The following is a 22640-nucleotide window of genomic DNA, read 5'->3' as shown; positions in this document are numbered from 1 at the left end:
GGTGGAAGTTGGAAGCACAAATAATGGACTCACTTAGTGGCAGCCGAGTCAGTAAGTTTGTTGTAGATCATTCACTAACCGAGGGGTTGAGAATATCTCTGCCGCACTGTGATGAAAGAAATGAATAAATCTGAAACAAAAAGCTCAAAACTATTAGGGATCGTACTTTTCCACTCATTTATCCCTGGGAAACTATTCAAGGTCAAGGCTATCGGGCATAGCAACAATACGGGTGATAACGGAGCTGGTAAATCCACTCTGTTAAGCTTACTTCCAGCGTTCTATGGAGCCGATCCGAGTAAGCTGGTGGATAGACAAGCGGATAAAGTTTCCTTTGTTGATTACTACTTGCCCACCCCAAAATCTGTCATCGTGTTCGAATATGAAAAGCTTGGTGAGAGAAAGTGTTCTGTAATGTATCGAAATGGCTCCAGTGTCGCTTATAGGTTTTTGACAGGAACCGCTGAACAATTGTTTTCTCAGCATTTGTACGACGAGCTAATTAAGCAAGGAAGTGAAACTCGAACATGGCTTAAAAACCTTGTGTCTCAGTCAATGTCAGTAAGTTCGCAAATTGAAACTAGTGTCGATTACCGCTCAGTAATTTTAAACAATAAAAAGCGTTTGGCCCAAAGACGTAGTACGGGTAAAAACTTAGTTGCAATCGCTCATGAGTACTCGTTGTGTTCTGCGAGCCATAACATGAATCATATCGACATTTTGACGGCGACAATGATGCGCCACAAGAAAATGTTGAGTCGTTTTAAGACGATGATTGTGGACTGTTTCTTGAACAATACATCGATGGACGATGTCCCATATAAGAAAGAGTATATCAACCTAGCAAATAGCCTAGATGTGTTTGTTCAACTAGACACTAAAAAGAGCAAGTTCGATGAAGCAGTTGCAAGTAAAGACAGCCTTGATGAGTACATAAAGCAACTAAACTCCTATCGAGCTCAAATCGCTTCTTATATGCGTCAACTGGCATTAAATGACACTCAGTTGTCTGACAAAATTCGTTCGCAGAAGGAGTTGCACGGCTCTCTGGTCAGTGAGAGGAAAGATAGACTTCAAAAGCTTGATACTGAGTTAAGCATTCATCGGACTGAGTTTGAAAGGAAATCCAAAGTAGTTGATGCTATTTACAATAAGCGTGACAAGTACGAGAACGAGGATGATATTTTAGGGAAAATCACGCTTTACAATAGCTTGAGTGACTTGCTGAAGGAAGCAGAATCTGCAAAGAAACATTACGACAACTTACTGGAAGACGTAGAAACCGAAGAAAGTACGTTTAACAGTCAGGTACAAAAACTGGAACTCGAATGTGCTAATTTCCGCTCCCGTAAGCAAAAAGAAATCAATAGCATACTTAACACTAAGGAAGATATATTCGAGCAAAAAAACGACCGTTTAGAGGCGATGCAGAGTGACCTCAACCTTCAAAAGAAAAAGTTGCAAGATGAGTTCGATGAACAGTCTGACAAGATAAGACAAGAACAATTCCGACTTGCAATTCTAGAAGGGCAGTCTTTAGAGTTCACACCAGAACAAAAAGGCGAATTACGTAGTCTGGAAAGTGATCTTGAGAGTAAGCGTGAAAAACTTAACGCTTCTCACAATGCAGTAATTCATTTGAATGAGCAACTACGTCAGGCAGAGAAAAATCATGAGAGCAGTCTTTCTACTTACCACACATGTACTAGCGAATTAAAAGAAATTTCAGATGAAATAGTTTCTGTTAGTCGTGCATTATTGCCAGCAAAAGGATCGCTCAACGAGTACCTAGATCAAAAAGTGCCTGATTGGCGCGGCAATATAGGCAAAGTAATCACTCCTAGTTTGTTAAATGCGAAAAACTTGAAACCATTTTTCGACCCAGAAGCTACGGAGTCGATTTTTGGTCTCTATTTGGATCTGGATTCAATCGCACTTCCTGATTTCTGTCTGAGTGAAGAGAAGCTTTCAGAGCGATTAGAGACTCTAAAAATCAAGGAGTCAGAAGTAGAAGTTCGGCAAGGTAAAGCGAAGAGCAGAGCCAAAAGTGATGAGCAAGAAGCAGATAAGCTTCACAAAGAAATAAAAATTCAAAGTCAAAGAACAAAAGTCTTTGAGGAAGAACTGAGCAAGCTCAATCTCCTAAAAGATCAAAAAACAGTCCAGTTTGAAAGTGATGCTGAAAGTCGTACATCTGAAGTTAAGAAAAAGAAAAGCGTACTAGAGTCTGAACTTTTTACCATTAAGTTTGAGCTGAAAGAAAAACTCGAAAACGAAGAACAGCGCCATCAACAAGAGCGTGTTCAGGTGAAAGCTAACTTCGATTATCGCTTGTCAGAAGAGGACGCGAAAAAAAGTGCTATTGATGAGCTGATCAAAAATAAAGAAAAGATAATTTCAGACAGAGTTAGTGACTACAAGTTAGCGTTCAACCAAGCCTTGATGAGTAAAGGAGTAGATCCAGTCAGTATCGAAAGAGCCAAGTCGAAGTGGGAATCTCTCGAACGCCAATGTGAGGAAACAAAAACATTTCAAGCTTTAATTCACGACTATGACACTTGGCTAGAATCAGAATGGAAATATATTGATAGCTACAATTCTGAAATTTTGGTTTTAGATCGACAGATCACGGGAGGTGAATCGAAGAGAGACGACTATGAGAAGTCGGTAAACAAAAGAATTGATGAAGTATCGTCTTCAATCAAGTCATATGAAGAAGGTCTCATTACAGTCAAGGAGGCCATAGCGAAGCTTACTACTTGTACTAACAGCCTAGAAAAAGCGGTGGATGAATCAGATTTAGCTAACGTAGAGGATGTCTCTGTAGATTCGGAATTTCATTCTGTTGAGCATGCCGTAAGTTTAGTGACAGACAAAATCACTGCTATTAACACGCTTAAGAAAGAAATCGTTAGTAAAGTAAAAGATGTAAGTAACACAATCTTAGGATTGGACGACAACAATGAAATAAAAATGATGTGGGAGCAGATGCGCTCTGCGACCATGACGAAGCTTTCAGAAAATTATGAATATGCTATCAACTACGATAGTCCTCAATTTTCCCTTGCTTGCTTGGGAGACCTTGAAGAGCTTGTCCTAAACGTGATTCCAGATGTTAGGGACGTTAAAATTGAAACTCTTCGTTCAATCTCGACTCAGGTTTCTAACTACCACCAAACCCTTAAACAAGTGAACAGTAAAGTAGATTCAGTTTCGAGCACTTTGGACAAGTCGATTGAAACAGGCAATCCTTTCCCTGCTATCGACAGCATACACATCAAACTATCAAGCAAGATCCATACTTTTGATCTTTGGAAAGACCTCAATCTCTTTAGCCTCGAGTTGGATAAATGGTCAGGCGAAACCTCAAGAGGTCTACCTTCCAAAGCGTTTCTTGCTTCTTTCAAGCAATTGTTGGCTTCATTTAAAGAGGCTCAGATATCTAAAAACCTAGAGTCTTTGGTCGAGATGGAGATAACGATTGTTGAGAATGGACGTCCAGCAGTGGTTCGAAATGATGAAGATCTAGAAAAGGTCGGCTCCGAAGGGATTTCCAAACTAGCTATTATCGTTGTTTTCTGTGGGATGACTCGATTCTTGTGCCAGGATGAAGACGTTGTTATTCACTGGCCGCTAGACGAATTAGGGAAAATCTCTATTTCTAACCTGGCCATTTTATTCGACATGATGGCTCAAAAAGGTATTTGCTTGTTCACTGCTCAGCCAGATCTGCATCCAGCCACTTACAAATACTTCGCGACTAAAAATCACATAGTGAAGAATGTAGGTGTTAAATCGTTTATTGGCGGACGTAGAAGCAAAGTCAATCCATTGCTTTCTGAGTCGAAGCAAAATCAGTCTATAGAGGTGGTTGAATGAATAAGTTCGAATCGGTTTTCCGACTGCTCATGAGTAAAAAAGTGATCTGTGAGTATGCGACTCCTATTGAGTTCACATATTTATCCGATACCAGAAATCGAAGTGACATGAACCAATACTTGTCTCGAATAAGTATGACAACAGTCGAAACACAAGACGGGCTAGGTTTTTACTGTGGATACGAGAACATAGATAACACTCGTAAGAAAAACGAAGTACTAAAAGACTTTGAAGTTTTTTCGCAGACAATGGAAGGGATAATAACTTGGCTAAAGCTAGCCCGAAATATTGACTCAGACTCAAGACCTATAATGGCTGGTGGCAAACTATCGGAGTCAGAGTTACTCGCAGCAATAGAGGAAAGTAACTCTCTTCAAAATCAGCTTGATCATATTGCACATAAACTTAAAAGAGCTCATAAAAGCAAAGAGAGTAAAACGAAGCTGCGGTCGATCTTAGATTACCTTGTCCAAGAAGGATATTTTGTATCTCCATCCTCAACTGGTTCTCTTTTTATTGCTACAGCGAAATGGTCGCTGCTTTATGAGACTTTGGAGTTTATCGCTACTAATGAAGGGATGCTGGAAATCGAAGCTGATGCTGAAAACCAACTAGATACTCAAATGGGGTTAATTTAGATGTCTCGACAGGTGGAGTCAAAAGAAGCTGTACGAGCGCTGAGTACTCATACTGAGGTAGTAGACGAGGCTTGCTATGAGCATGCTGGAGTACTTCATCATAGTGAAAGCAATAAAGCTGCAATTGCAGCGCTTACAAAACATCAGTTGGTATATCACTTAGATGATGAGCATGGAGTCCAAGTTCATTCGTCTGTTAAACGTTTACTGGATAGGGTAACTAGTCGTTATAGATTCAGAGAGCGTCATGGTGAGTTTTCTAACCAGATTGAAAACTTGGATTATGCCGTTGACAGTTACCGACGAGTTAAGGACTTCAATGATGATAAAAAACAACACTACTTAGATGAAATTCGAGAGATAACGGTCGAGATAAATGACGCCTTGGTTGAGACCGTATCTTCTTTTCATAGGATCGTTGCGGATGAATTTAGCATGGTCACTGATGTTGATGACAAAATTCGTCAAATCGGTCGATGCAAACGTGAGATCGGTAGAATCAATAGTATCTTCGAGCATTTAAGTGTGAAAAAGTTAAGAGAGTGGGTGCAAACAGACATTCACCTTGAGCGAATTCTTTTGAAGCTACTTAAATCTAAAATCGATATAGCATTGAAGGACTTAAATGTATCAAACAAAAAAATGGTCGATATGTTGGCAAAGCTTCAGCGAGATAAGAAATCTTCCAAGCTTAATCGCATTATTGATGTTTTTGCCGCTAAGTTCCAAGAAGACAAAACCTTTTCGCCATCTATAAATTCCATTGAATGTTTGCCTGACTGCTTGTCTCATGTTTCGGAAACAGAAGTACGAGCCTACGGAAATACTAACAGTGATATTCAAGCTGATGACTTAATTGATTTGGCTGTAAGGGCTCTTGCTAGCGGTGAGAGGAAAAAAGGCAAAGTTTCAGATTTAGACAGTATCGAAGTCATGGATGTCCGTGAAGATGAGGAAGAGTTTGAACTTAATGAGGTAGACGAAGCGTTGGAATTAATGTTTGAGGCTATTAAAGCTGATCTGAACATTCTCCCTCTGTCTGCTGCGCAAAGCTATATGATGTTTGACCTTAATATAGAATTAGAAGACTGGCTTTTATTGGTCGATGGATACATTAGTGCGCAAAAAATTGGTTTGAAGAGCATTGTCCAAATTAAGGAAGAAAGAGAAATAATACTTCCTTATGACGGTAATGTGATTATTAGTGACATTGTTTTTGAAGCAATCGGTGGTGCTTAATGATGTTATCTCGATCGTTAATTAATGCAGCTAAGAGGATTGTTGCCAGTTCTAGGGAGAGGATATCTGCCAACAAGTCCAATACTGAAGTTTGCAGACTCGTGGAAGTAGGGGTTGTTAGTGGCAATTCAATTCTCGTATCCCGCTCCGAATTGAGGGAAATTGATAATTATTTTACTTCTGCATTGGGGCAAAATTTATTGACCTTTCAACAGTGTAGTAATTCAAGGTTGGATGCAGCAGGCCCTAGTATTAATGAGAAATCAGCTAAAGGTGGTGTGTTTCAGCAGCTAATTAGCTTAGCTGGTAATGTGAATATCCCGTTAAAGAACCAGCCAGATGTACCGAAAGAAGCTAGCTATATTGTTTCTGTAGAATTGGATGACCTTGATTTCCAGCGTTTTAGCCGTGTCCTCATTATTGAAAATGGTGAGCTTATTGTGCAATGGAGAGATGTCGTACACTCCTTACCTGCGGAATGGCAATCCGCAGTGCTCGTCTACCGTGGTCACGGAAAGAACCAAAAAGACCTACCTACTATGATTGAGTGCTTTGACAACAATGATGTTGAGGTGGGTTTTTTCTTTGATTACGATCCAGCAGGCTTAGATATGATCGACCAACTAAGTAATGATAAACATCATTGGATTGTACCTGTCAAAAATCTGGAGTTGTTCCAAAGTATCAACAAGCTAGATGAATTTTTGAAGCAACTAGAACAGCTTGATAGGCTCAAGAACAGAGATGTCAGCGCATCAATGCGAAAGCATTTAGCCTTCATTGAGAAGAATACACTGGCTATTACGCAAGAGCACTTGATCCGAAATCAGTGCGTTTTAGTGAGCCTCCCTCTCAAGTAGTTACTAGGCGTAAATTACACTCAACAAAAAGGCGAACCAACTGGTTCACTTTTGTCTATTTGGGTTCTTGATCACAGATATGTAAGTTGAAAACTATCAGTCGTCATAACTCTCATTACACAAAAGCTTGGTCAGTAGAAATGTTACTGCGCGTGCTAACTGAATATCTAGATAGATCTATCACTATGGTCTAGAAACTTTGAGATGAGTAGCATGTATTTGTTTAATCGATGAAAACTAGTCTTGAAATTGAAATGTATCCAGATACTGTTTATGTATACAGTTTTTAGGGGAGGGTGGTATGTCATTAAAAAGTGTTAGACCAAAGAAAGCGTATGTAAAGCGGTATTCTGAAGATGGTAGCGTAGGCTATTACCAAGAAGATGACATTTCAGGAGAGCATAGCCTTGTTAGTATAGAGAAGGCTATACGAATAGCCAAAGACAATCGCAAACTGCACAAGAAAAGGCACTATATGAGCTTGCATCCTAACCCAGATGATAGGTATCGGCTTAAAGTTCATACAGTAAATAAACAGTTCGAGCGTTACAATAAAGGTGAATCTGAGTTGGATATTGATAGAGGTTATGATGAATCGATGACTCATAAGTGTGCAGTCGAAGCTCTTTCAAGAATGCAGCACATGAAATTCATATTTGTTGGTGACTGTAAACATAAGCCTTTGGAATTTGACTTCACCTCTATACGGAAAGAGCCTTACTTGAACTTACCCAATAGCGCGACGTACTACCCTGATGTTCTTTGCACTTTCGAGGAAGATCATGAAATGTATGATCAATGGGGGGGCAAGCTGGCTATCGAAGTTAAGTACAAGCACGGTTGTGAATCTTACAAGATAGAAGACTTCATGTTTCACAATATACCAGTACTCGAATTATTCATAAAGAATGATACGTTTCGTCAGTTCCCTGCTGAAAGACCAGATTGGCCAGAAGAGCGCCTATGGGGCCCTGAATTAGTAGAAAAGCATATCAATGATCTCATTTCATACTTTGAAGAAGGTATATACGTAACTCTTATTGTTAATCCAATATCTACAAGGGTTCACCACAAAGTAGTACGTAAATTAATCAGTGATTTCCATGAAGAGAAAAGTCTGTTGGAGCAACAAATTGAGGAGTCTGATTCAAAAGTAAAGTTATTTTCGAATGAGTTGAACTCTGAGAGAGCCAGAACTCAAAGGTTAAAGAGTGAAGTTGACTCATCTGAACAAAAACTTCAGCGTGTGCAGGATAGGAAGCAAGAAGAGATAGATAACCAGGCGCTAGCACTTGAAAGATTTCGAAATACTGCCTTGCTTGAAAAAAAGAAGAACCAGATTAAGAACTGGGTTGTGTATGCCTTTATAGCAACTATGGTTTTTCTACCTAATCTTGTTGTTGCATCATTAAATGAAGTTTTTTCTATTATCTTCTTTGTACATAGTGAAATTGCTTTAATGCTTGGCATATCCTGATAAGACTGTAACGAATAGAGGTGGTACATATCTATTAGGCTTTTTGGAGCTATGTGCCCGAGAGTTCACCACCATCAATCGCCTTTTACAAAACAAGCTGATTGTTAAGAACAAAGTTGCTTTAGTTTGTCATTTTATGAGCACCCTATACTGTTGTTAATGTTTTTAGCCGATTATCGATAGCTTCTCTGTATTTTGGATTTGAACATTTTCTTAATGCTCTCTTACAGTGCTGCCATGCCTTCACTGGGGAACCGCATTGCTCGTAGCATTTACTCAATAGTTCATGGTAAATAGATATTCGACTTATCCCATTTCGATCTTTGGATGCTTGATTAAAGCACTCCTTCGCGGTTCTTAACGCTGACTCATTCTGTTCATCTTCAAGGTAAGCTTTTGCAAGTTCATATAAAAGCCAGTGGTTTCTTTCGTTTTCGTCTATCCTGTTTATAGTTTTTATCGCTTTTTTGGGAACATTAGCAGAGGTGTAAGCTTTTGCGACCCCTCTAGCTGTAAATGAGGTTAGCGTAGGGTAATTACTTAATGCATCAGCAAAACGCAGGCTAGCTTCGTTTAAAGTTTCTTGCATAGATATTTTGTTCTCCCGATCAGCTTCAATAGCAGCATTGGTAAAAGCTTCGCAGGCGCTCAACCATTGCCTTTCATCAATTTGAACAGGAGAAACAACGGTTATCTCTGGAACGAGCTCAGCGATGTACAGCGATTGCTCACTGTGGTTGTATCCAAAACAAGAGGTAAATGAAACAAACCCTTCATAAAATTGGTCAAGCCCTTCAAGTGCTGATAGTGCAATTATATTTGCGAGCTTTCTTACAGAGTCTTTCTGGGAATTGACATCATTCTTCACATTAAAATAAGATCTCAGGCGCGCGATAGTTGCTAAGGATACTCGTAGTGGAACAGATGCGGAGTCATTAAGCATTTCCTGAATTAAAATGCGCATTGACTTTTCACCTACTCGTTTAATTTCTGGTCTAGCCTCTCGCTGGCTACCTAGATGAGCTATTTGACCATGAGTTGCGTGCCAATCAGGTTTTAATGCTAGTAGTTTATTAAATGATGCTAATGCTGCATCTAGTTCTCCACATCTGCGAAGGGCTTTCCCTTGATGGTGAAGAAGCTCAGCTCGTAAGTCTTCATCGGAGGTCGTTTCTATTAGGTTGGCATAAGAAGTTGCACAGGTCTTGTAAAAGCTCGTCCGCTCAGCTTTGTCGAAAATTGTATAGGAATGAATTTCCTTCGCATCAATAACACATTTTAGGTAAGGTAAATCCAATCTAGTAAATGATGTTAAAGGCAATTGGTGTAAGCCATCATAGAGTTCTGTTTTTCTATCACTTTCACACTGAAGTATCGAATAGTGAAGCCAGTCAGGGGAGCGGGGCCCTCTTTTTATATGCTCTTGGTATAAAGGTTTAAAGCATAGATGTATTTGACGAATGACACTGGGAGTCATATCACCCTTAAACTTAGCCACAAAATCTTCAACATCTTTGGCTATCCCGCTTATATCGATGGATTCAATCACCGACTGAGCGACTAGATCGTGAACTTTCAATACACCAGGCACTTTGGTCGGTACAAGCAAAGAAAGTTTTTGCAGGGTATTTAGGTTGAGAAACCCTATGTAATTTTTTAGAAATTGTATTTCGTGAGTGTTTTGCCCTGAATTAGAAATTTTGGTCAGTGACTTAAGCGTCTTAGGTTCTAGTCTTGATAAGATTTTCTTAATTATAGATTTGCCACTGTCGTCATCGATCAGTTCTGGATCTTGTTGTATCTCTGTATAAATATCTGATTTACTTATGCCTTCATTCTCTGCAAGTTTTCTTGCCATGGACAATATCAAAGGTGAAAAACGACATTTGGATACAAACTTTTCACAATCTGATGTAGATGTTTGAAAAGACTCCCCCAAAATCGCATATGCAACTTGCAGGGAGAACTGCGGGATCGGAAGGTATATATCTGACAAAGGTTGTGTTAACTGCGATGTCATCAAAACAATACTACCTTTCTTGAATCCCTCAGCTAATTCATTAAAGGCGGTTTCATCTATAACTCGTTCTAAACTATCAATTATTAAGATTGTTTTTGTGGAGTTAAATAGTCCAGCAATGTTTACAGGTGCTCCTCCCCTTGAGCGCTGAACGCTACTCAACGGTTTGTTTTCAGACCAGTCGTCACCTGTTATCCACACATAGTTTTGGAAGTCCTCTGTACACTTGTGTACAAAATCAATTGCTGTTTGAGTCTTTCCCGTACCACTAAGACCAGAGAGAACACATATCGGATTTTTCTGAGTTACATGAGTTATAATTTTATCTAAGACGGCGTCATCCCGAATGTGCCCTTGGCAAAGGTGTGGCAACTTTCCATAATATTCATAGTTATCTAGATTTAAAGAGAACAAAGGGAAGAATTGTTTGTAGAAATCCGCGATGTTAGGGTTACTAATTGATTGTTCGTAAATGCCTATGGAGAGCCTTCTAGCATCGATAAATGATATAAGGTGCGAATGGCGCTTTGCAAAATCAGTGGTGTTGAACTTCTTTCTAAAAGAGTTTGGCTCTTCTTGATTCGTTATTAGATATATTTTTTTGAGCACACATTTCGCTGCATGAGTGACGGCGTGGTTTACATCATTTTCGATCTTTTCAAAAGTAGGGGACTTAGCTGTCCCTTTATGAGTGAAGTAGTTTTTGTCTGTGCTATATTCGCCTACTACTGTAAAATCGTCCGAAAAGGAGTCTACAGTGTAGTTGGCGGGTTTATAATCTTTGTTAAGGCCGTGATGTATCATCGGTTGACCTTCGCTAACCGCTATGAAATTGTTACCAACAAGCTCTATATCTCGGTCATCGAGATTCCCAATTTCTTCTATCAGATCTTTTACTATTCGTTTCTTTATATGTTCATGCATGGCAAGAAATCCCAGAACTTGATGAATTCCAAAGCACCAATTGGAGTGATGAACCCAAATAATCCTTATGGGTGCTTATATACTGCGCAGTTCGCGTTGGTTTTGTGATCTTTGTTTTTACTCCACTTTATACCTTTTGATATTCTTTTTCGAGTTTTGTTGCTCAGCGCCTGATTGTGTATTTGTTTGGTGTTGTGACAGTTTAGATTGGATGTAAGGTGAACGATTGAAAATTTCAAACATGCATTTACAGGGTTTTCGTAATTACGAAGATACCGATATTAACTTCAACGAGAAAACCCTCGTAATCGGAGCAAATGATGTAGGCAAATCAAACATGCTTCATGCTCTTAGGCTTCTACTTGATAGAAGCTTCTCTGAGGCTGATGTTGAAGCGTCCGAGTTGGATTTTCATATCGGCAAAGAAGCTATAAGCACAGAGCTTGCTATTACCATTAAGTTTGACGAGGTGGTAGAGGAATCGGTGCTCTCTACCTTGAAAGGATGTGTTAGTGACAATGGAGAGGTATATCTACAGTATCGAGCAAGCAGAGATAACCTCGAACCGAGAATCTTAATGGGTGAATCAATAGAGTCACTTGATGACTTCCCTCGGAGCAAGTACCTAAAATGTATGAACTTGAAGTATGTTCAGTCAAAAAGGGATTTAGATAAATTCATTCAAAGAGAAAAGAAACAATTATTGAAGTATGCCCAACAGTCTTTACTAAAAACTGAAGCAGAATCCGATGAAGCTCTAATGGCAGAGATAAGTCGCGACTTGAAGTCCTTGAACACGAAAGTGTCAGGCCTGAAATATGTAGAAGCAGCAACAAATGAAGTCAACATAGAGCTCAAAAAACTTGCACACCACAATAGTGACTATGAGGTTCAATTAGATACTGGAGCTATACAGGTAGGTGACTTCATTGAAAAGCTACAATTGGGGGCGAACACTAATGGTTCCGACGTCCTCCTTGGGGGGGATGGAAGGAATAACCAGATACTATTGGCATTATGGAAATCTCGGAGTAGCCGAGAAAACGCTGAAAACGATAGTGTAGTGTTCTATGTGATCGAAGAACCTGAAGCTCATTTGCACCCACATCAACAAAGGAAATTAGCCAATTATCTTGTTGAAGAGTTAAATAGTCAGACAATCATCACTACTCACTCTCCACAGATTGCAGAAGGTTTTAGTCCTGACTCAATTGTAAGGCTCTATGTTGAGGATGGAGAAACATGGGCTGCTGCTGATGGTTGTTCAGAGCGAATTAGCGAAGCATGGGACGGGATGGGGTATCGCATGAGCATCATTCCAGCAGAGACGTTTTTTTCTAACGGAGTGTTGTTAGTTGAAGGGCCATCAGAGGTCATTTTTTATCATGCACTCGCTGAGGGACTTGGCCATGACTTAGATTTTCTAAACTTATCGATACTTTCGGTTGATGGAGTCGACTTTAGGGTGTTCATCGATATTTTAGAAGGACTAGATATTCCTGTTGTAATGAGGACTGACAATGATATTTCGAAAGTGCCAAAAAAGGATCTTTGGCAATATGCAGGTGTCAATAGATGTCTCTCTATCATTAATGAAGAAAAGTGGGAGCACTCTGAAGTTGAGCTAGCTCCTTGTGACATGCCCGAATCTGACTGGCAAGCGGTAAGTGATAAACTTGAAAGGTATGATGTATTTCTTTCTAGGGTCGACCTCGAAACAGACTTAGTGAGTGAGTTCAAGGGGCCAACTTTAAAAGCACTCAACAAGAGATCTACGACTGCTGCTATAAAATATTTGCAAGATAAGAAAGCAGTCAGAATGCGGGAATTAGTGATCGCGTTGCGTGGAAATATGAGCGATTTAGCTAGCAGTAACATTGCTAAACCATTAATAGCATTGATTGAGACAGTTCAGGAATGACTATTTTGAAGCTAACCGACCAACAAAAAAACGCTGTCATTTATCAGGATGGTAGTACCGTAATAACGGCCTGCCCTGGTAGCGGAAAAACAACAGTTGTGAAAGAGAAAGTTCGTGCTTTGACTCCAATGCTTCCAAATTATAAAGGTGTTATCGGAATATCTTTTACCAACAAGGCGAGTACAGAGCTTAGACAAAAATGTAAAGCAAACGGGCATGATACAAAAGCTAGCTTCTTTGGCACCATAGATGGTTTTTGCTTCAGCGAATTGATAGCTCCTTTTTTAGCTAGGTTGTGGGGTGGGCAAGTTAAAGACTGCGAACTAGTGAAGAAACTGTCTGAAGGTCAACGCTCACAACTAAGTAAGAGCTATCAGGCTCCTACTTTTGAAGACGTAATGAATGATGGTGGGTTTAGGACTCTTTACGAACAAAATGTGCTTTGGATGACCTCCTTTTCAGGGCTAGCGTTGTTTGTATTGAAAAACTCTGAGGGCGCAAGGAGATACATAAAGGCCAGATATACACATGTATTTGTTGACGAATACCAAGATAGTTCCTTCGCTCAGCATGAGTTGTTCCTTGAGCTCGTTGAACTCGGATTAGTAGGAATTGCCGTCGGTGACAACGATCAATCGATATATGCTTTTAGGGGAGGTGACCCCCAACTACTTGAGGGGCTGACTCACAAAGGTTCAGGTTTCAAGCACTTTGAGATTGATTTGAATCATCGGTGTCATCCTTCAATTGTTAACTATGCCAGCCGTCTAAAAAGACCTGAGTGTAATTTGGTAGAGCATGAAGAAGGTGATTTGCGCGTCGTTCGTTTAGTTCTTGATGGATGGCTGCCGAAATGTTCTTCAACAGTTTCGAGCTTAATAAACAAATGGATAGCTGGAAAAGAATTTAAAGTAGAAAGGGCCGCGGACATTGCCATATTGGCTAAAACCGAAAAAACTCTGAAGTTAATGTCTGAGAATCTAGGGGTGCCAAATAGGTTGTATGTCGATAATAAACTAGATGCGATAGGTACCACGGCTTCAGATTTTATGACCGCTTTACTTGAGTATAAGTACGGTAAAATTGTGAGTGCACAGGAAGTATGTGATAAGTTTGCTAGAACCAAACCATTCAATGTTCGTCGCCAAAGTAGTTTCGGGAGAGGCCAAGTTCGTAGGTTGAGGCAAGAAGAAGACCATAAACGGCTAGCTTCCATTGCTGGTGAGCTAGCGGCGTTATTTGACTTGGAAGTACAGTATGGAGAGTTAGAAGCATTCGCTGAAATACTGTCGGATGATTTAGCACTAAAATCATACAAGCCAATAAATAGTGAAGAAGTGCAAATTATGACATTGCACAAGTCGAAAGGATTAGAGTTTAAAGTTGTACTTCACTTCGGTTTGGAAGAGTGGAACTTCCCTTACCGAAAGTATACTGGAAATTGGAACGATCCTCCGCAATATCCTGACTTACAACAGGAAACTAACCTTCATTATGTAGGAATTACACGCGCAGAAGAACTTTGTGTTCTATGTCAAAGTGAGCTGCGCGAGAATGCTAAAGGAGAGTTAAAAACTTCAGCGCCTTCATATTTCTTAGGTTTGTCTCAGTTAAATGGCTTGTACACGAATGCACTTCCTTCGTGAATTTTGCGATTAAGTTGAGTTATATATCTAACTCTGACGCCCTCTCTTCAATAGGTTAAAGTGGGCGTTAGATAGTAACATTACTTTTCTAAGTTCTGTGCTCACCAGGTGTCAGCCAGTTCTCAAAGAACGCGATATTGACCAAGTCACAGGCTTTGGCGATGACGTATTTATGGCTTCGCACTTTTGCTGATACCAACTTGTAGTAACTGTCTAAGTCACAGTTGTATACGCGCCAAGACTACTGGTGCTTCTAAAGGCTCCACCAGAACCTACTTTTTCAGGTCACCCGCGCTCTTGGTAATGTCGATTGTAGAACACATCATTTTCATCGTCGTAATCATCTTTGATGATATTGCTGTCAGCGATAGCCGCTTTATGCTGTCTCTGCTTTTTCTTGTATTCTTCAGTCTGTTGATAAATGCGGGACACCTCAGCAAACCAAGCAACCCACTCAGTAGTTGGTATCTCTCTGCTCTCAATGGAAACTGCGTTAAACGTGCACATGTAATCACAGAACATGTTGAATAGTTTACCGTTGTCATTTTGTTTGAGGAGTGATTCAGGGCTAGCAGTTAGATAGTTATGGCTTTGCTCAAACAATTCTAGTGCGTTTAGATGGTGGTTAAGCCGCTTATCAATAAGTTCTTTATAGTCAGGGAGCACTTTATAATCCCAAACCTGGTAAGTTTTGGGGGTAAGGAACCACTTTACCGCGTTATGACGCTTAGTTAACTTTATGAGATTTAGGCGTGGCGCTAGATAAGGGTGAATGTCTCCATTCTGATTAAACTGCTCTCGTGGGTAGAGCTTTGCACCATTTAGAGTTACAAACATTGAAATATCACGTAAGTGAGGTTTAACTGCGTGAGTTTCATGAACTGGTCGGAATGTACCGAATAACGTCATTCTACTGTTCCTTATTTTTTGAATTAGTAACGATCTGTTCTGCCTGCCCAATTGATAGCAGCAGGCGTTTTCTGTTTTTAATTAACGAATGCTGTGAGTCCATTTGTCTCTCTACATGCGACACGGAGCTAGCGCTCTTTACCTGCTTCCTAATTTGTTTAGCGAGCTTTTTGTCCACCTGATTCCAGTCGATAGATGGGTGAAACGTGGGAGCTACTCTTTTTGGTAGGTGCTGGCTTAGCCAATCTTTGTCATATCGAAATAGCCAAATGTAGCAACTGCTGAGGTGCTTAATCTCTGTTCGAGTTATTGCTGGGTTCTGGCAAATGATCGATTTGAGATCTTGTCGGCATTGATATCTCTTCTTACAAAACCAGAGTCGCTTTCTCCAAGTGGCTAAGCCTGATATTGAGTTGATTTTTTGTTCTACGGTTCCAACGCTAACATCACATAATTTCGCGATATCTCGTCGGTGAAGTCCACGGAATGCGAGCCTTATTATCCTATCGACTAGCGAGTTGCTTAGTCGTTTGAATCGATGATTAACCGTTATCCCATTTCGCTGCGCTAGGGCTGCTAGATAGCCCACCGAATATCCTGTCGCCTTGGCGACAGAACGAAGCGAGTTTCCTGAGGTCAGCTCTGATAGACAGACACGAGGTTTAGATGATTCCCGATTGCAATAATTTGAGGCCTGCTCAGTTTGTTGAAGATAAAACTTGGCGTTCTTCGCAAAGGAAGCACCAACCAATGCATGCTGTATGTAATGGTTGTAGTGGCCATTAAAGAGAAGGAATCTTAAGAAATTAAATTGGTATAGCTTCGAAGGCAGTAGCTTTGCACCAGCAAATAGAGGAGCCCAAAAGTCTTGTAGACGATTGACTGCTTCTGATTGCCTGATCTGTCCTTTCGGAGTTAACAAATGGGCCTTACCCATCCAAGATGAGTGAGAGGGCGTAGCAAGATGCTCGAATCGACGTTCGCATTCATATCGATGCCAACTACTGATGAATTGTGACAACCTCAACGCTCGTTCTAAACACAGATCAGAACCATGGAAACATCTATCGTAAGGTGTTGGTGGTAGTTCAATGCGTTTGTTAAGACCATCGGCATTTGTCGGTGCATATTGCAGCCAACATGCATGCTTTGGACAAACGAACATACCGTAATACTGATGTACGGTACGCCAAATACCATGCCCATATTTCAATGCATCTTCCTCTAGGCATCGTGAGCAGAGCTTTAGTGCGCTGCTAAACCGTAACCGAGAACAAGCGGTACGTGATACAGCAGCGATGTGACTGCCATCATTACTCAACATGTGCCATCTAAGTCTTGCTTTGCTTTTGTCATCTTGAAGGCAAGCGCCGACAACAGGGAAACAAGTACCGTTAAACAACAACCTTTCCGCGTCTATTGAGGTCTGTTTGGCAACTTGTTCGAGCATGCAAGGAAGCTGGGGGTTAATGCGAACATCCGTGCGCCCTAGGAGATCTCGGTTTTTTTCGCGTAGCGAGCGTCTTGGTGAGGCTGCGTGGTGTCGCGCAACTAGACTATAAAAGGCTTCTCCAGCTATTTCGTGCAGGTACATAGATCTATAGTTGTCCTGTAGCGACCAGCATGAGAATGTAGATCAGTGGTGGACTAAATCTGTTTGTTGAAGTCGATAAAAATAGGCGTGTAGTCCTCATAGTAGGAGTAATTATGTGATCATTTACTTTCCTCGTATTCGAGAAGTACTGCTCTAGAGCGCTTTTCCCTAGAGTCATGAAAATCTCTTTGTACCAATCGCCACAAGCTTTCTTAAAAGCTAACGTTTCAGTTTGCTCAAGCGTAAATCCCATGTGTGCCAACGTATTTTGTTGCACGGATTCAAGGTCTAGGGCGAGTTCTCCATTGTTTAATGCAATCATTAGCCGTTCAACCTTCAGCGTTGTTTCATCAGAATACAATTCTTGACATGTCATGTTGGAATCACACTTTGGACAAGCTAAAGTTGGTGTTGGCATTCGGCTGATGTTCTTCAAGCGGTAATCACATGAAGAGCAGGCGTTGATAAGTCTTGAACCGTGTTTGTAACAGTGAAACACACCTTGCAGTTGATGTGGTTGATGGAAATATGCCACACCATACGTGTCATGATCTTCTTCTATGCAGTCTTTGCAGTAACGCCATGTGCGGTTGTGAACTGTTTGCGAGTGTATAAATTCAATGTCATATTGTTTCCCTATCAGAAACAACGGAACTTGTCTTTTCTCATGTTCGTTCAGGAAAGACTCAATGACGTTACCGTGTAAATGCTTTTTCCAAATAGTACGATTATCACTATTTAAAGTGTCCATGAGTAAGAAGTCGAGATCTGAGAACGCTGTCACTGGAGAAGAACTAAATTTTTCGAGCCCTAAACGTCGTGCTGTAGTACTAAAAGTACCAAATGGAGACATAATATGAATCCGATGAAGATAACTTCTCAGATGTTCGTGGGGAAGCAAGTTTAAGATGTTATTCATACTTGCGAGCCTGTGCTAAAAGAGTTTCAGGAGTAAGGCTCTCAAGCATTTCTTGATCTTTTTCAGATAGGTTTACGGCAGAGCGAGAGCTTTTAGTGGGTTGCTTCTTGATTTGGTCACTGCCAAAATTTGAATCGCCGTAGGGAGATAAATCCTCTTGAACCGAGTGAAGTTGAGACAAAGGAATACAATCTTCATATTTATGGAACTGACCACGCTTTAGAGCCGTCAGTGCTCCTGAAACCAGGATAAACTGTTCTTTAAATACATGGTTTAATGCAGCTATGCTCAGATCTTGATTGCTTGGCGTTAGATAGGTCAGATAAGACAACGTGGCCTTTATTAAACTACTTGCTATGGCAGGTATTCCTGCTGACAGGTAGTGTATATGACGCGTTAGAGTATCGGTGTCAGTTGTCTGATTCTTGAGTAATTGTGTAGGACACATTTGTTTAATGAAGCGTTTCCAAAAAGAACTTTCAACATCACATTGTTCTAAGATAAGCGAACCTGTTTTTCCAATGCGCCTAGCGGAGGTCATCTCTTTGGAAAATAGATTGAGTGTTGATAATGTCCCGACCAATAGGAGCGGTACACCAACCTTGTTAAACAACTCTTCAACGAACTTTAGTGTGGCATTTTCGTTGTTACCGACTTTTTCGTACTGTCGAGTCTCTGATAGGTTTTGAGCTTCATCTAGAGCAATAAGCCCAACTCCATGAATGAGTAAAGCTTTACGAACAGCAATCATTAGCGCCGTGACTGAACTTTTTTGATGTGATTCGTAATAATTCTCTCCCGTTACACTATCAATAGACTCAAGGATCCTCCATAGCAATGCCCGTTGGCCTCTCGCTGTTGGGATATCCACCTTTAGCCAGACAATCTGTTCGTAGATGAATCTTTTCCCTTGATACTCTTGATGAGAAATGATTTGAGGAATGGCTGACAGGATGCTTTCAACCATCGCAGACTTGCCGCGACCTGATAGACCCGCAACCAAAAAGCTTTGCTGATTTGCTGTTTGCTTTAGAGTGCGTTCTTGCCCTTCAGGTATTTCAATAGAGTCGGCAAATTGCAATTGTTTAATATCGCCATACACCAAAGGATTGCGGTAGATATAGCCTCGCTCAATCATGCGAAATACGGTGTCATAAAGGCGAGGGGCTTCATCCTGAACAACATAGCACTCAGATAGGTTATCAATGAATGTTCTGGTGTAGTAGCCATGATGCTCAGTAGGGAGTGAACTCATATCAATCAACATGTCAGGAGATAATGTTGTTGCCTGTATAAATTGTTTAGGTAGCAATGGCATTCCAAGCGCTTCAATCAAAGGATTTCTTGCCATCTGAGAGTTAGGGTGAGGTGTATAATTAGCTATCATCTTGTTCATCATCTAAGTCAAAAAAATCAGGTGTTTCCAAGTGTTGGGTTTTCTTTTTAGCGGTCGAACTATCGATGTCTTCGTAACTTAACGTTGCTGCTATTTGTTCAGATTGTTTGTTACGTTCAATTGAAGAAACAATATTCTTTCGTTTTTTAATACCAATCTCGATAGACTTTGCTGACGATGTTTTTAGGAATCTAGCGTCAGCTTTTGCTTGTTTATCGATTTCATCCAGTTTGTTTAAGAACTCAATTTTGTTAGCGAATGAATGCTCTTCATGAAGGCTTTGTTTTTGTTTGGTTAATTCGATTTCATGCAGGGTCGATTGCCAAATCTGATTACGATACGCTTCAGAGCGGTCAGTGAGTTCTAGAGTAATTAGTTCGTTAGATTCAAGGTCTTTACACCAAATTAAGTTCGTTGAATTTTGGTCGTATCGAACCTCTATTGTGTATCGACCAAAATTACGAGCTTTGTCTAACCACTGTTTCTGAATGATTTTGTTAGAGCTGTAATACAGCCCCTTAAAGTAAACGCCCTCCATTCTCACAGTCGCCTTGTCAGCAGGTAGCAATGCGAAACGAAGTTGCTCCTCAGGTATCTGAGCTGGCGGGATCATCATTTCTTCTAGCCCATAGAGATATAAGTCTCTAGGAGAGAAACCAACATCATCTCGAGACATCTCAAAGTTATGGTTGTTCTTTCTCAGGCGGTTATTATTGGTATAAATGATTGTCCTTATGAGCTTTTCCATGAACGCTTCGAAGGACATCGACGCTTTTCTAGAAGCGTGTTGTTCCTCCTTGCAGGGCACTTTCATAACTTGACCAGGCACAAATCGAACTGCATTTTGATGAAAGATATCAAACGCTTTTTCGACGGTGCCTTTGCAATCGCCGCGATGATACGGAGCGAAGCTGGCGATTGATAAGCCAATTTCCCCTTTGAGCATGCTTTCAATATTACGGTCTGTATACTCGGAGCCTCGATCCATGACTAACTGAGAGCAGACATGGTGACATGGCCATTCGTTTTCAGTAATTTCAACGCCATAGCGATTAGCAAACTGGACTTTGTTGGTAAACGCGTTGAAAAGGGATTGTGATGCCCCTGTCCAATCAGGGCCGTGAAAACAAGCATGAGTGCCAACAAACATGCCAGACCACGTATCCACAACTAGATAGATCACAGGGCGTCCCGTCGCTAACTGATTGGTTTTGTCATAGGGGTAACGGATGTATTGATCAACAACTGTTGCATCTATTTCGTAACGGCTCGTGGGCCCACGGACGCCTTGTCGAGCAAGACCTGATCGGCCTCGATGGTCTTTTTGGTAGTTGACTGTACCGACAGACTTCCGAATCAATTCAAGTTGATCAACGTTTTGCTTAAAATGGTAGTTAAAGGTGTTTCGTGAAATGAGCTTGGCTCTTGGAACGGGTAAAGCTATTTCATGTGCTCCCTCAACCATTGGTCTAACCCGTGCATACATGAACTTGCGTGTAAACTGATCGTAAAGGTCACTCAACCTGACTTTTCCGCCGTTTGGAATGGTTTTAGCAAATCGTCGAATATTTTTAATATCTTGTTGAGTGACTCCACGATAAGGCGTTCCATACCTGGTTTTGGGGCCACTTTTGCCTAACTCAGGGGCTTGGTCAAATGATGGTGATTCAGGTAAAGACTGATTCGTTCCACAGTTTCTCCATAGAGGGAGTAGAGCATTGATATGAGAACCGTAATACCAATAACGATTTAAAATCTTTGCTACATAACTACGACTGCGCCCCGATTTTTTTATCAAACGATCTAGGATTGAACTGCTATCGATAAATAGATAGTTGTAACGTAGTTCGTCGTTATCGACTAGCGGGGCAATGATGTGGAAGCTGTTGTCTCTACGTTTTAACCATTTACTGCGCTTTTTGTCTTTCAGTAACTCTTCGTCTGACATGTATAGGTAAGGGCTAAAGGAATGCTTTAGCACTTTCCATTTGCCTAGCTCTATTTGACTCAACGTATCACTCAGCGAAAGCGTATGAGGCCTTTTTGGGCGCTCAACATTGAGTTGAGTGACAGCAATCATGTCGAGGTTTTGGCACATATCTACGATGAGATATTCAAGCCCCTTTTTGCCATCGACTAATTTTTGATTAATTCTCATCGTGCTTCGAAATCATGATTACAGGGCGAAAAACTTCTATGCGTTCGTTCAGATCTACATTTAATTGGTTTGAATAGACCAAGTGTTGAAAGATCTCTAGAGCGGCAAGTTCAGAAACATCGTGGATTGACGCGGAGAAACTCAGACATTGCTTGAGAGTAAATTCAGGATTGCTTAATAAGCAATTGCTGAGGGTTTCTAGCATTCCTTGGCATAGATGACCGTCAATTTGACTCTTCCTGACGTGGTGATATGTCTCTCTAAGCCATTGAAGGTTGTATGTTTTATTAGGGTTTAAATCTTCTTCTGTCACCTGAATTAGGTGATGGTTGTGACGACCCCAATACATTTGCTCTATCCTGAACTTCTGCTTGGTTCGCTTTACTTTTTGCGGAGACTCGAACTCAGTACTCAAAGCTGAACTTGGCTTGTAATTGTATGGCTTAATATAAAGTTGTCCGCTTGTAACATCGTGAATTGTGGCAACAAAATCTGTGGTCATCGTTGCAGCAGGGATTTCTCTGCCATCTCGTTCTTTGTATTTCCCTGGGTGACGATAGTTCAGCTTTTCAGCGCATGAAAGTGTCTCATTGATCGGTAGTGGATACTGTTCTTGTATGTCTAACACATCAGGATCATGCTCTAGATGGAGGAATAGCGCGAGCTCGCCCAAACTAAATAGGTGATGACAACGATTAGTCTTATGGCTGAATAAAATATGCGATAAACCGACACTGTTAGATCTTCTAACTGTAATAAAAGGCTAATAGGTTCCATTTTTAATTTTACCTAAGTGTTTTCTTAATTTATTTAGTTCACGTCTTGTGATGCTTGGTTGTAAGACTGGTTTCATAATATTAATCCTTAGTGACTAATATATAAGTAGCAGTTCATGACTAGGCTGTCCAACTTATTTTTCATTTAAGTTGTTGTTATAAAAGGATTTATTATAACTTAAATAAATTAAAATCAAGGTCTGGTATAAAAGAAAATCCTTCATATTCAATATGATAATCGAGATTGTTCAAAATAATTACATATTTTTTAGTGACTTTAATAT

General features: G+C 40.5%; 14 protein-coding genes. 7 read left to right on the top strand and 7 right to left on the bottom strand.

What is annotated here, in order from left to right; translation table 11 throughout:
• Window positions 1-120 precede the first annotated feature (120 nt).
• From L4C37_RS20010 to L4C37_RS19990, 5 genes are all read left to right on the top strand, one after another.
• Entirely contained in the window at window positions 121-3879 is a 3759-nt protein-coding gene (locus tag L4C37_RS20010; protein WP_429769642.1) for an ATP-binding protein, read from the top strand.
• Complete coding sequence (locus L4C37_RS20005) at window positions 3876-4517, top strand: hypothetical protein (RefSeq protein WP_102550647.1); 642 nt, start codon at window positions 3876-3878, stop codon at window positions 4515-4517. The genes L4C37_RS20010 and L4C37_RS20005 overlap by 4 nt, the downstream gene beginning before the upstream one ends.
• A complete protein-coding gene (locus L4C37_RS20000) occupies window positions 4518-5756 on the top strand; it encodes a hypothetical protein (RefSeq protein WP_429769640.1) in 1239 nt (412 codons plus the stop codon).
• Complete coding sequence (locus L4C37_RS19995) at window positions 5756-6616, top strand: DUF7281 domain-containing protein (RefSeq protein ID WP_429769638.1); 861 nt, start codon at window positions 5756-5758, stop codon at window positions 6614-6616. Before L4C37_RS20000 ends, L4C37_RS19995 begins: the two co-directional genes overlap by 1 nt.
• A gap of 301 nt (window positions 6617-6917) precedes the next feature.
• Window positions 6918-8093: a hypothetical protein gene (locus L4C37_RS19990; RefSeq protein ID WP_429769636.1), complete on the top strand. Its 1176-nt coding sequence runs from the start codon at window positions 6918-6920 to the stop codon at window positions 8091-8093.
• A gap of 145 nt (window positions 8094-8238) precedes the next feature.
• On the opposite strand, the gene L4C37_RS19985 is transcribed toward L4C37_RS19990, so the two are convergent.
• Entirely contained in the window at window positions 8239-11037 is a 2799-nt protein-coding gene (locus L4C37_RS19985) for a hypothetical protein (RefSeq protein ID WP_429769634.1), read from the bottom strand.
• A gap of 226 nt (window positions 11038-11263) precedes the next feature.
• Between L4C37_RS19985 and L4C37_RS19980 the strand changes: the two genes are divergently transcribed.
• A complete protein-coding gene (locus tag L4C37_RS19980; protein ID WP_429769632.1) occupies window positions 11264-12958 on the top strand; it encodes an ATP-dependent nuclease in 1695 nt (564 codons plus the stop codon).
• Entirely contained in the window at window positions 12955-14604 is a 1650-nt protein-coding gene (locus L4C37_RS19975) for a UvrD-helicase domain-containing protein (RefSeq protein WP_429769630.1), read from the top strand. Before L4C37_RS19980 ends, L4C37_RS19975 begins: the two co-directional genes overlap by 4 nt.
• 285 nt (window positions 14605-14889) lie before the next feature.
• Here the strand turns inward: L4C37_RS19975 and L4C37_RS19970 are convergent, their stop codons facing one another.
• From L4C37_RS19970 to L4C37_RS19945, 6 genes are read right to left on the bottom strand one after another with little or no spacing between them, the layout of a single operon-like run.
• Complete coding sequence (locus tag L4C37_RS19970) at window positions 14890-15513, bottom strand: hypothetical protein (RefSeq protein ID WP_429769628.1); 624 nt, start codon at window positions 15511-15513, stop codon at window positions 14890-14892.
• Window position 15514: 1 nt separating this feature from the next.
• Window positions 15515-17107 (bottom strand): TnsD family Tn7-like transposition protein, encoded by a 1593-nt coding sequence (locus tag L4C37_RS19965; protein WP_429769626.1) that lies wholly within the window; start codon window positions 17105-17107, stop codon window positions 15515-15517.
• A gap of 4 nt (window positions 17108-17111) precedes the next feature.
• Window positions 17112-18026 (bottom strand): TniQ family protein, encoded by a 915-nt coding sequence (locus L4C37_RS19960; protein WP_198596183.1) that lies wholly within the window; start codon window positions 18024-18026, stop codon window positions 17112-17114.
• A complete protein-coding gene (locus L4C37_RS19955; protein ID WP_429769623.1) occupies window positions 18019-19413 on the bottom strand; it encodes an ATP-binding protein in 1395 nt (464 codons plus the stop codon). Before L4C37_RS19955 ends, L4C37_RS19960 begins: the two co-directional genes overlap by 8 nt.
• Window positions 19403-21580 carry a Mu transposase C-terminal domain-containing protein gene (locus tag L4C37_RS19950; protein WP_429769621.1) on the bottom strand — a complete coding sequence of 726 codons (2178 nt, stop codon included), beginning with the start codon at window positions 21578-21580 and terminating at the stop codon, window positions 19403-19405. The genes L4C37_RS19955 and L4C37_RS19950 overlap by 11 nt, the downstream gene beginning before the upstream one ends.
• Entirely contained in the window at window positions 21570-22208 is a 639-nt protein-coding gene (locus tag L4C37_RS19945; protein WP_429769619.1) for a TnsA endonuclease N-terminal domain-containing protein, read from the bottom strand. Before L4C37_RS19945 ends, L4C37_RS19950 begins: the two co-directional genes overlap by 11 nt.
• Window positions 22209-22640: the final 432 nt, after the last annotated feature.

The organism is Vibrio kagoshimensis (genome assembly GCF_050337535.1).
Classification (GTDB): Bacteria; Pseudomonadota; Gammaproteobacteria; order Enterobacterales; family Vibrionaceae; genus Vibrio; species Vibrio gallaecicus.
The sequence above is the reverse complement of the archived record's forward strand: the minus strand, read 5'-3'. Positions and strand labels throughout refer to the sequence as shown.

Bases quoted from the DNA above. Each gene is read 5' to 3' on its own strand.
- L4C37_RS20010 (WP_429769642.1), top strand. From the start codon at position 121: ATGAATAAATCTGAAACAAAAAGCTCAAAACTATTAGGGATCGTACTT.
- L4C37_RS20005 (WP_102550647.1), top strand. From the start codon at position 3,876: ATGAATAAGTTCGAATCGGTTTTCCGACTGCTCATGAGTAAAAAAGTG.
- L4C37_RS20000 (WP_429769640.1), top strand. From the start codon at position 4,518: ATGTCTCGACAGGTGGAGTCAAAAGAAGCTGTACGAGCGCTGAGTACT.
- L4C37_RS19995 (WP_429769638.1), top strand. From the start codon at position 5,756: ATGATGTTATCTCGATCGTTAATTAATGCAGCTAAGAGGATTGTTGCC.
- L4C37_RS19990 (WP_429769636.1), top strand. From the start codon at position 6,918: ATGTCATTAAAAAGTGTTAGACCAAAGAAAGCGTATGTAAAGCGGTAT.
- L4C37_RS19985 (WP_429769634.1), bottom strand. From the start codon at position 11,037: ATGCATGAACATATAAAGAAACGAATAGTAAAAGATCTGATAGAAGAA.
- L4C37_RS19975 (WP_429769630.1), top strand. From the start codon at position 12,955: ATGACTATTTTGAAGCTAACCGACCAACAAAAAAACGCTGTCATTTAT.
- L4C37_RS19970 (WP_429769628.1), bottom strand. From the start codon at position 15,513: ATGACGTTATTCGGTACATTCCGACCAGTTCATGAAACTCACGCAGTT.
- L4C37_RS19965 (WP_429769626.1), bottom strand. From the start codon at position 17,107: ATGTACCTGCACGAAATAGCTGGAGAAGCCTTTTATAGTCTAGTTGCG.
- L4C37_RS19960 (WP_198596183.1), bottom strand. From the start codon at position 18,026: ATGAATAACATCTTAAACTTGCTTCCCCACGAACATCTGAGAAGTTAT.
- L4C37_RS19955 (WP_429769623.1), bottom strand. From the start codon at position 19,413: ATGATAGCTAATTATACACCTCACCCTAACTCTCAGATGGCAAGAAAT.
- L4C37_RS19950 (WP_429769621.1), bottom strand. From the start codon at position 21,580: ATGAGAATTAATCAAAAATTAGTCGATGGCAAAAAGGGGCTTGAATAT.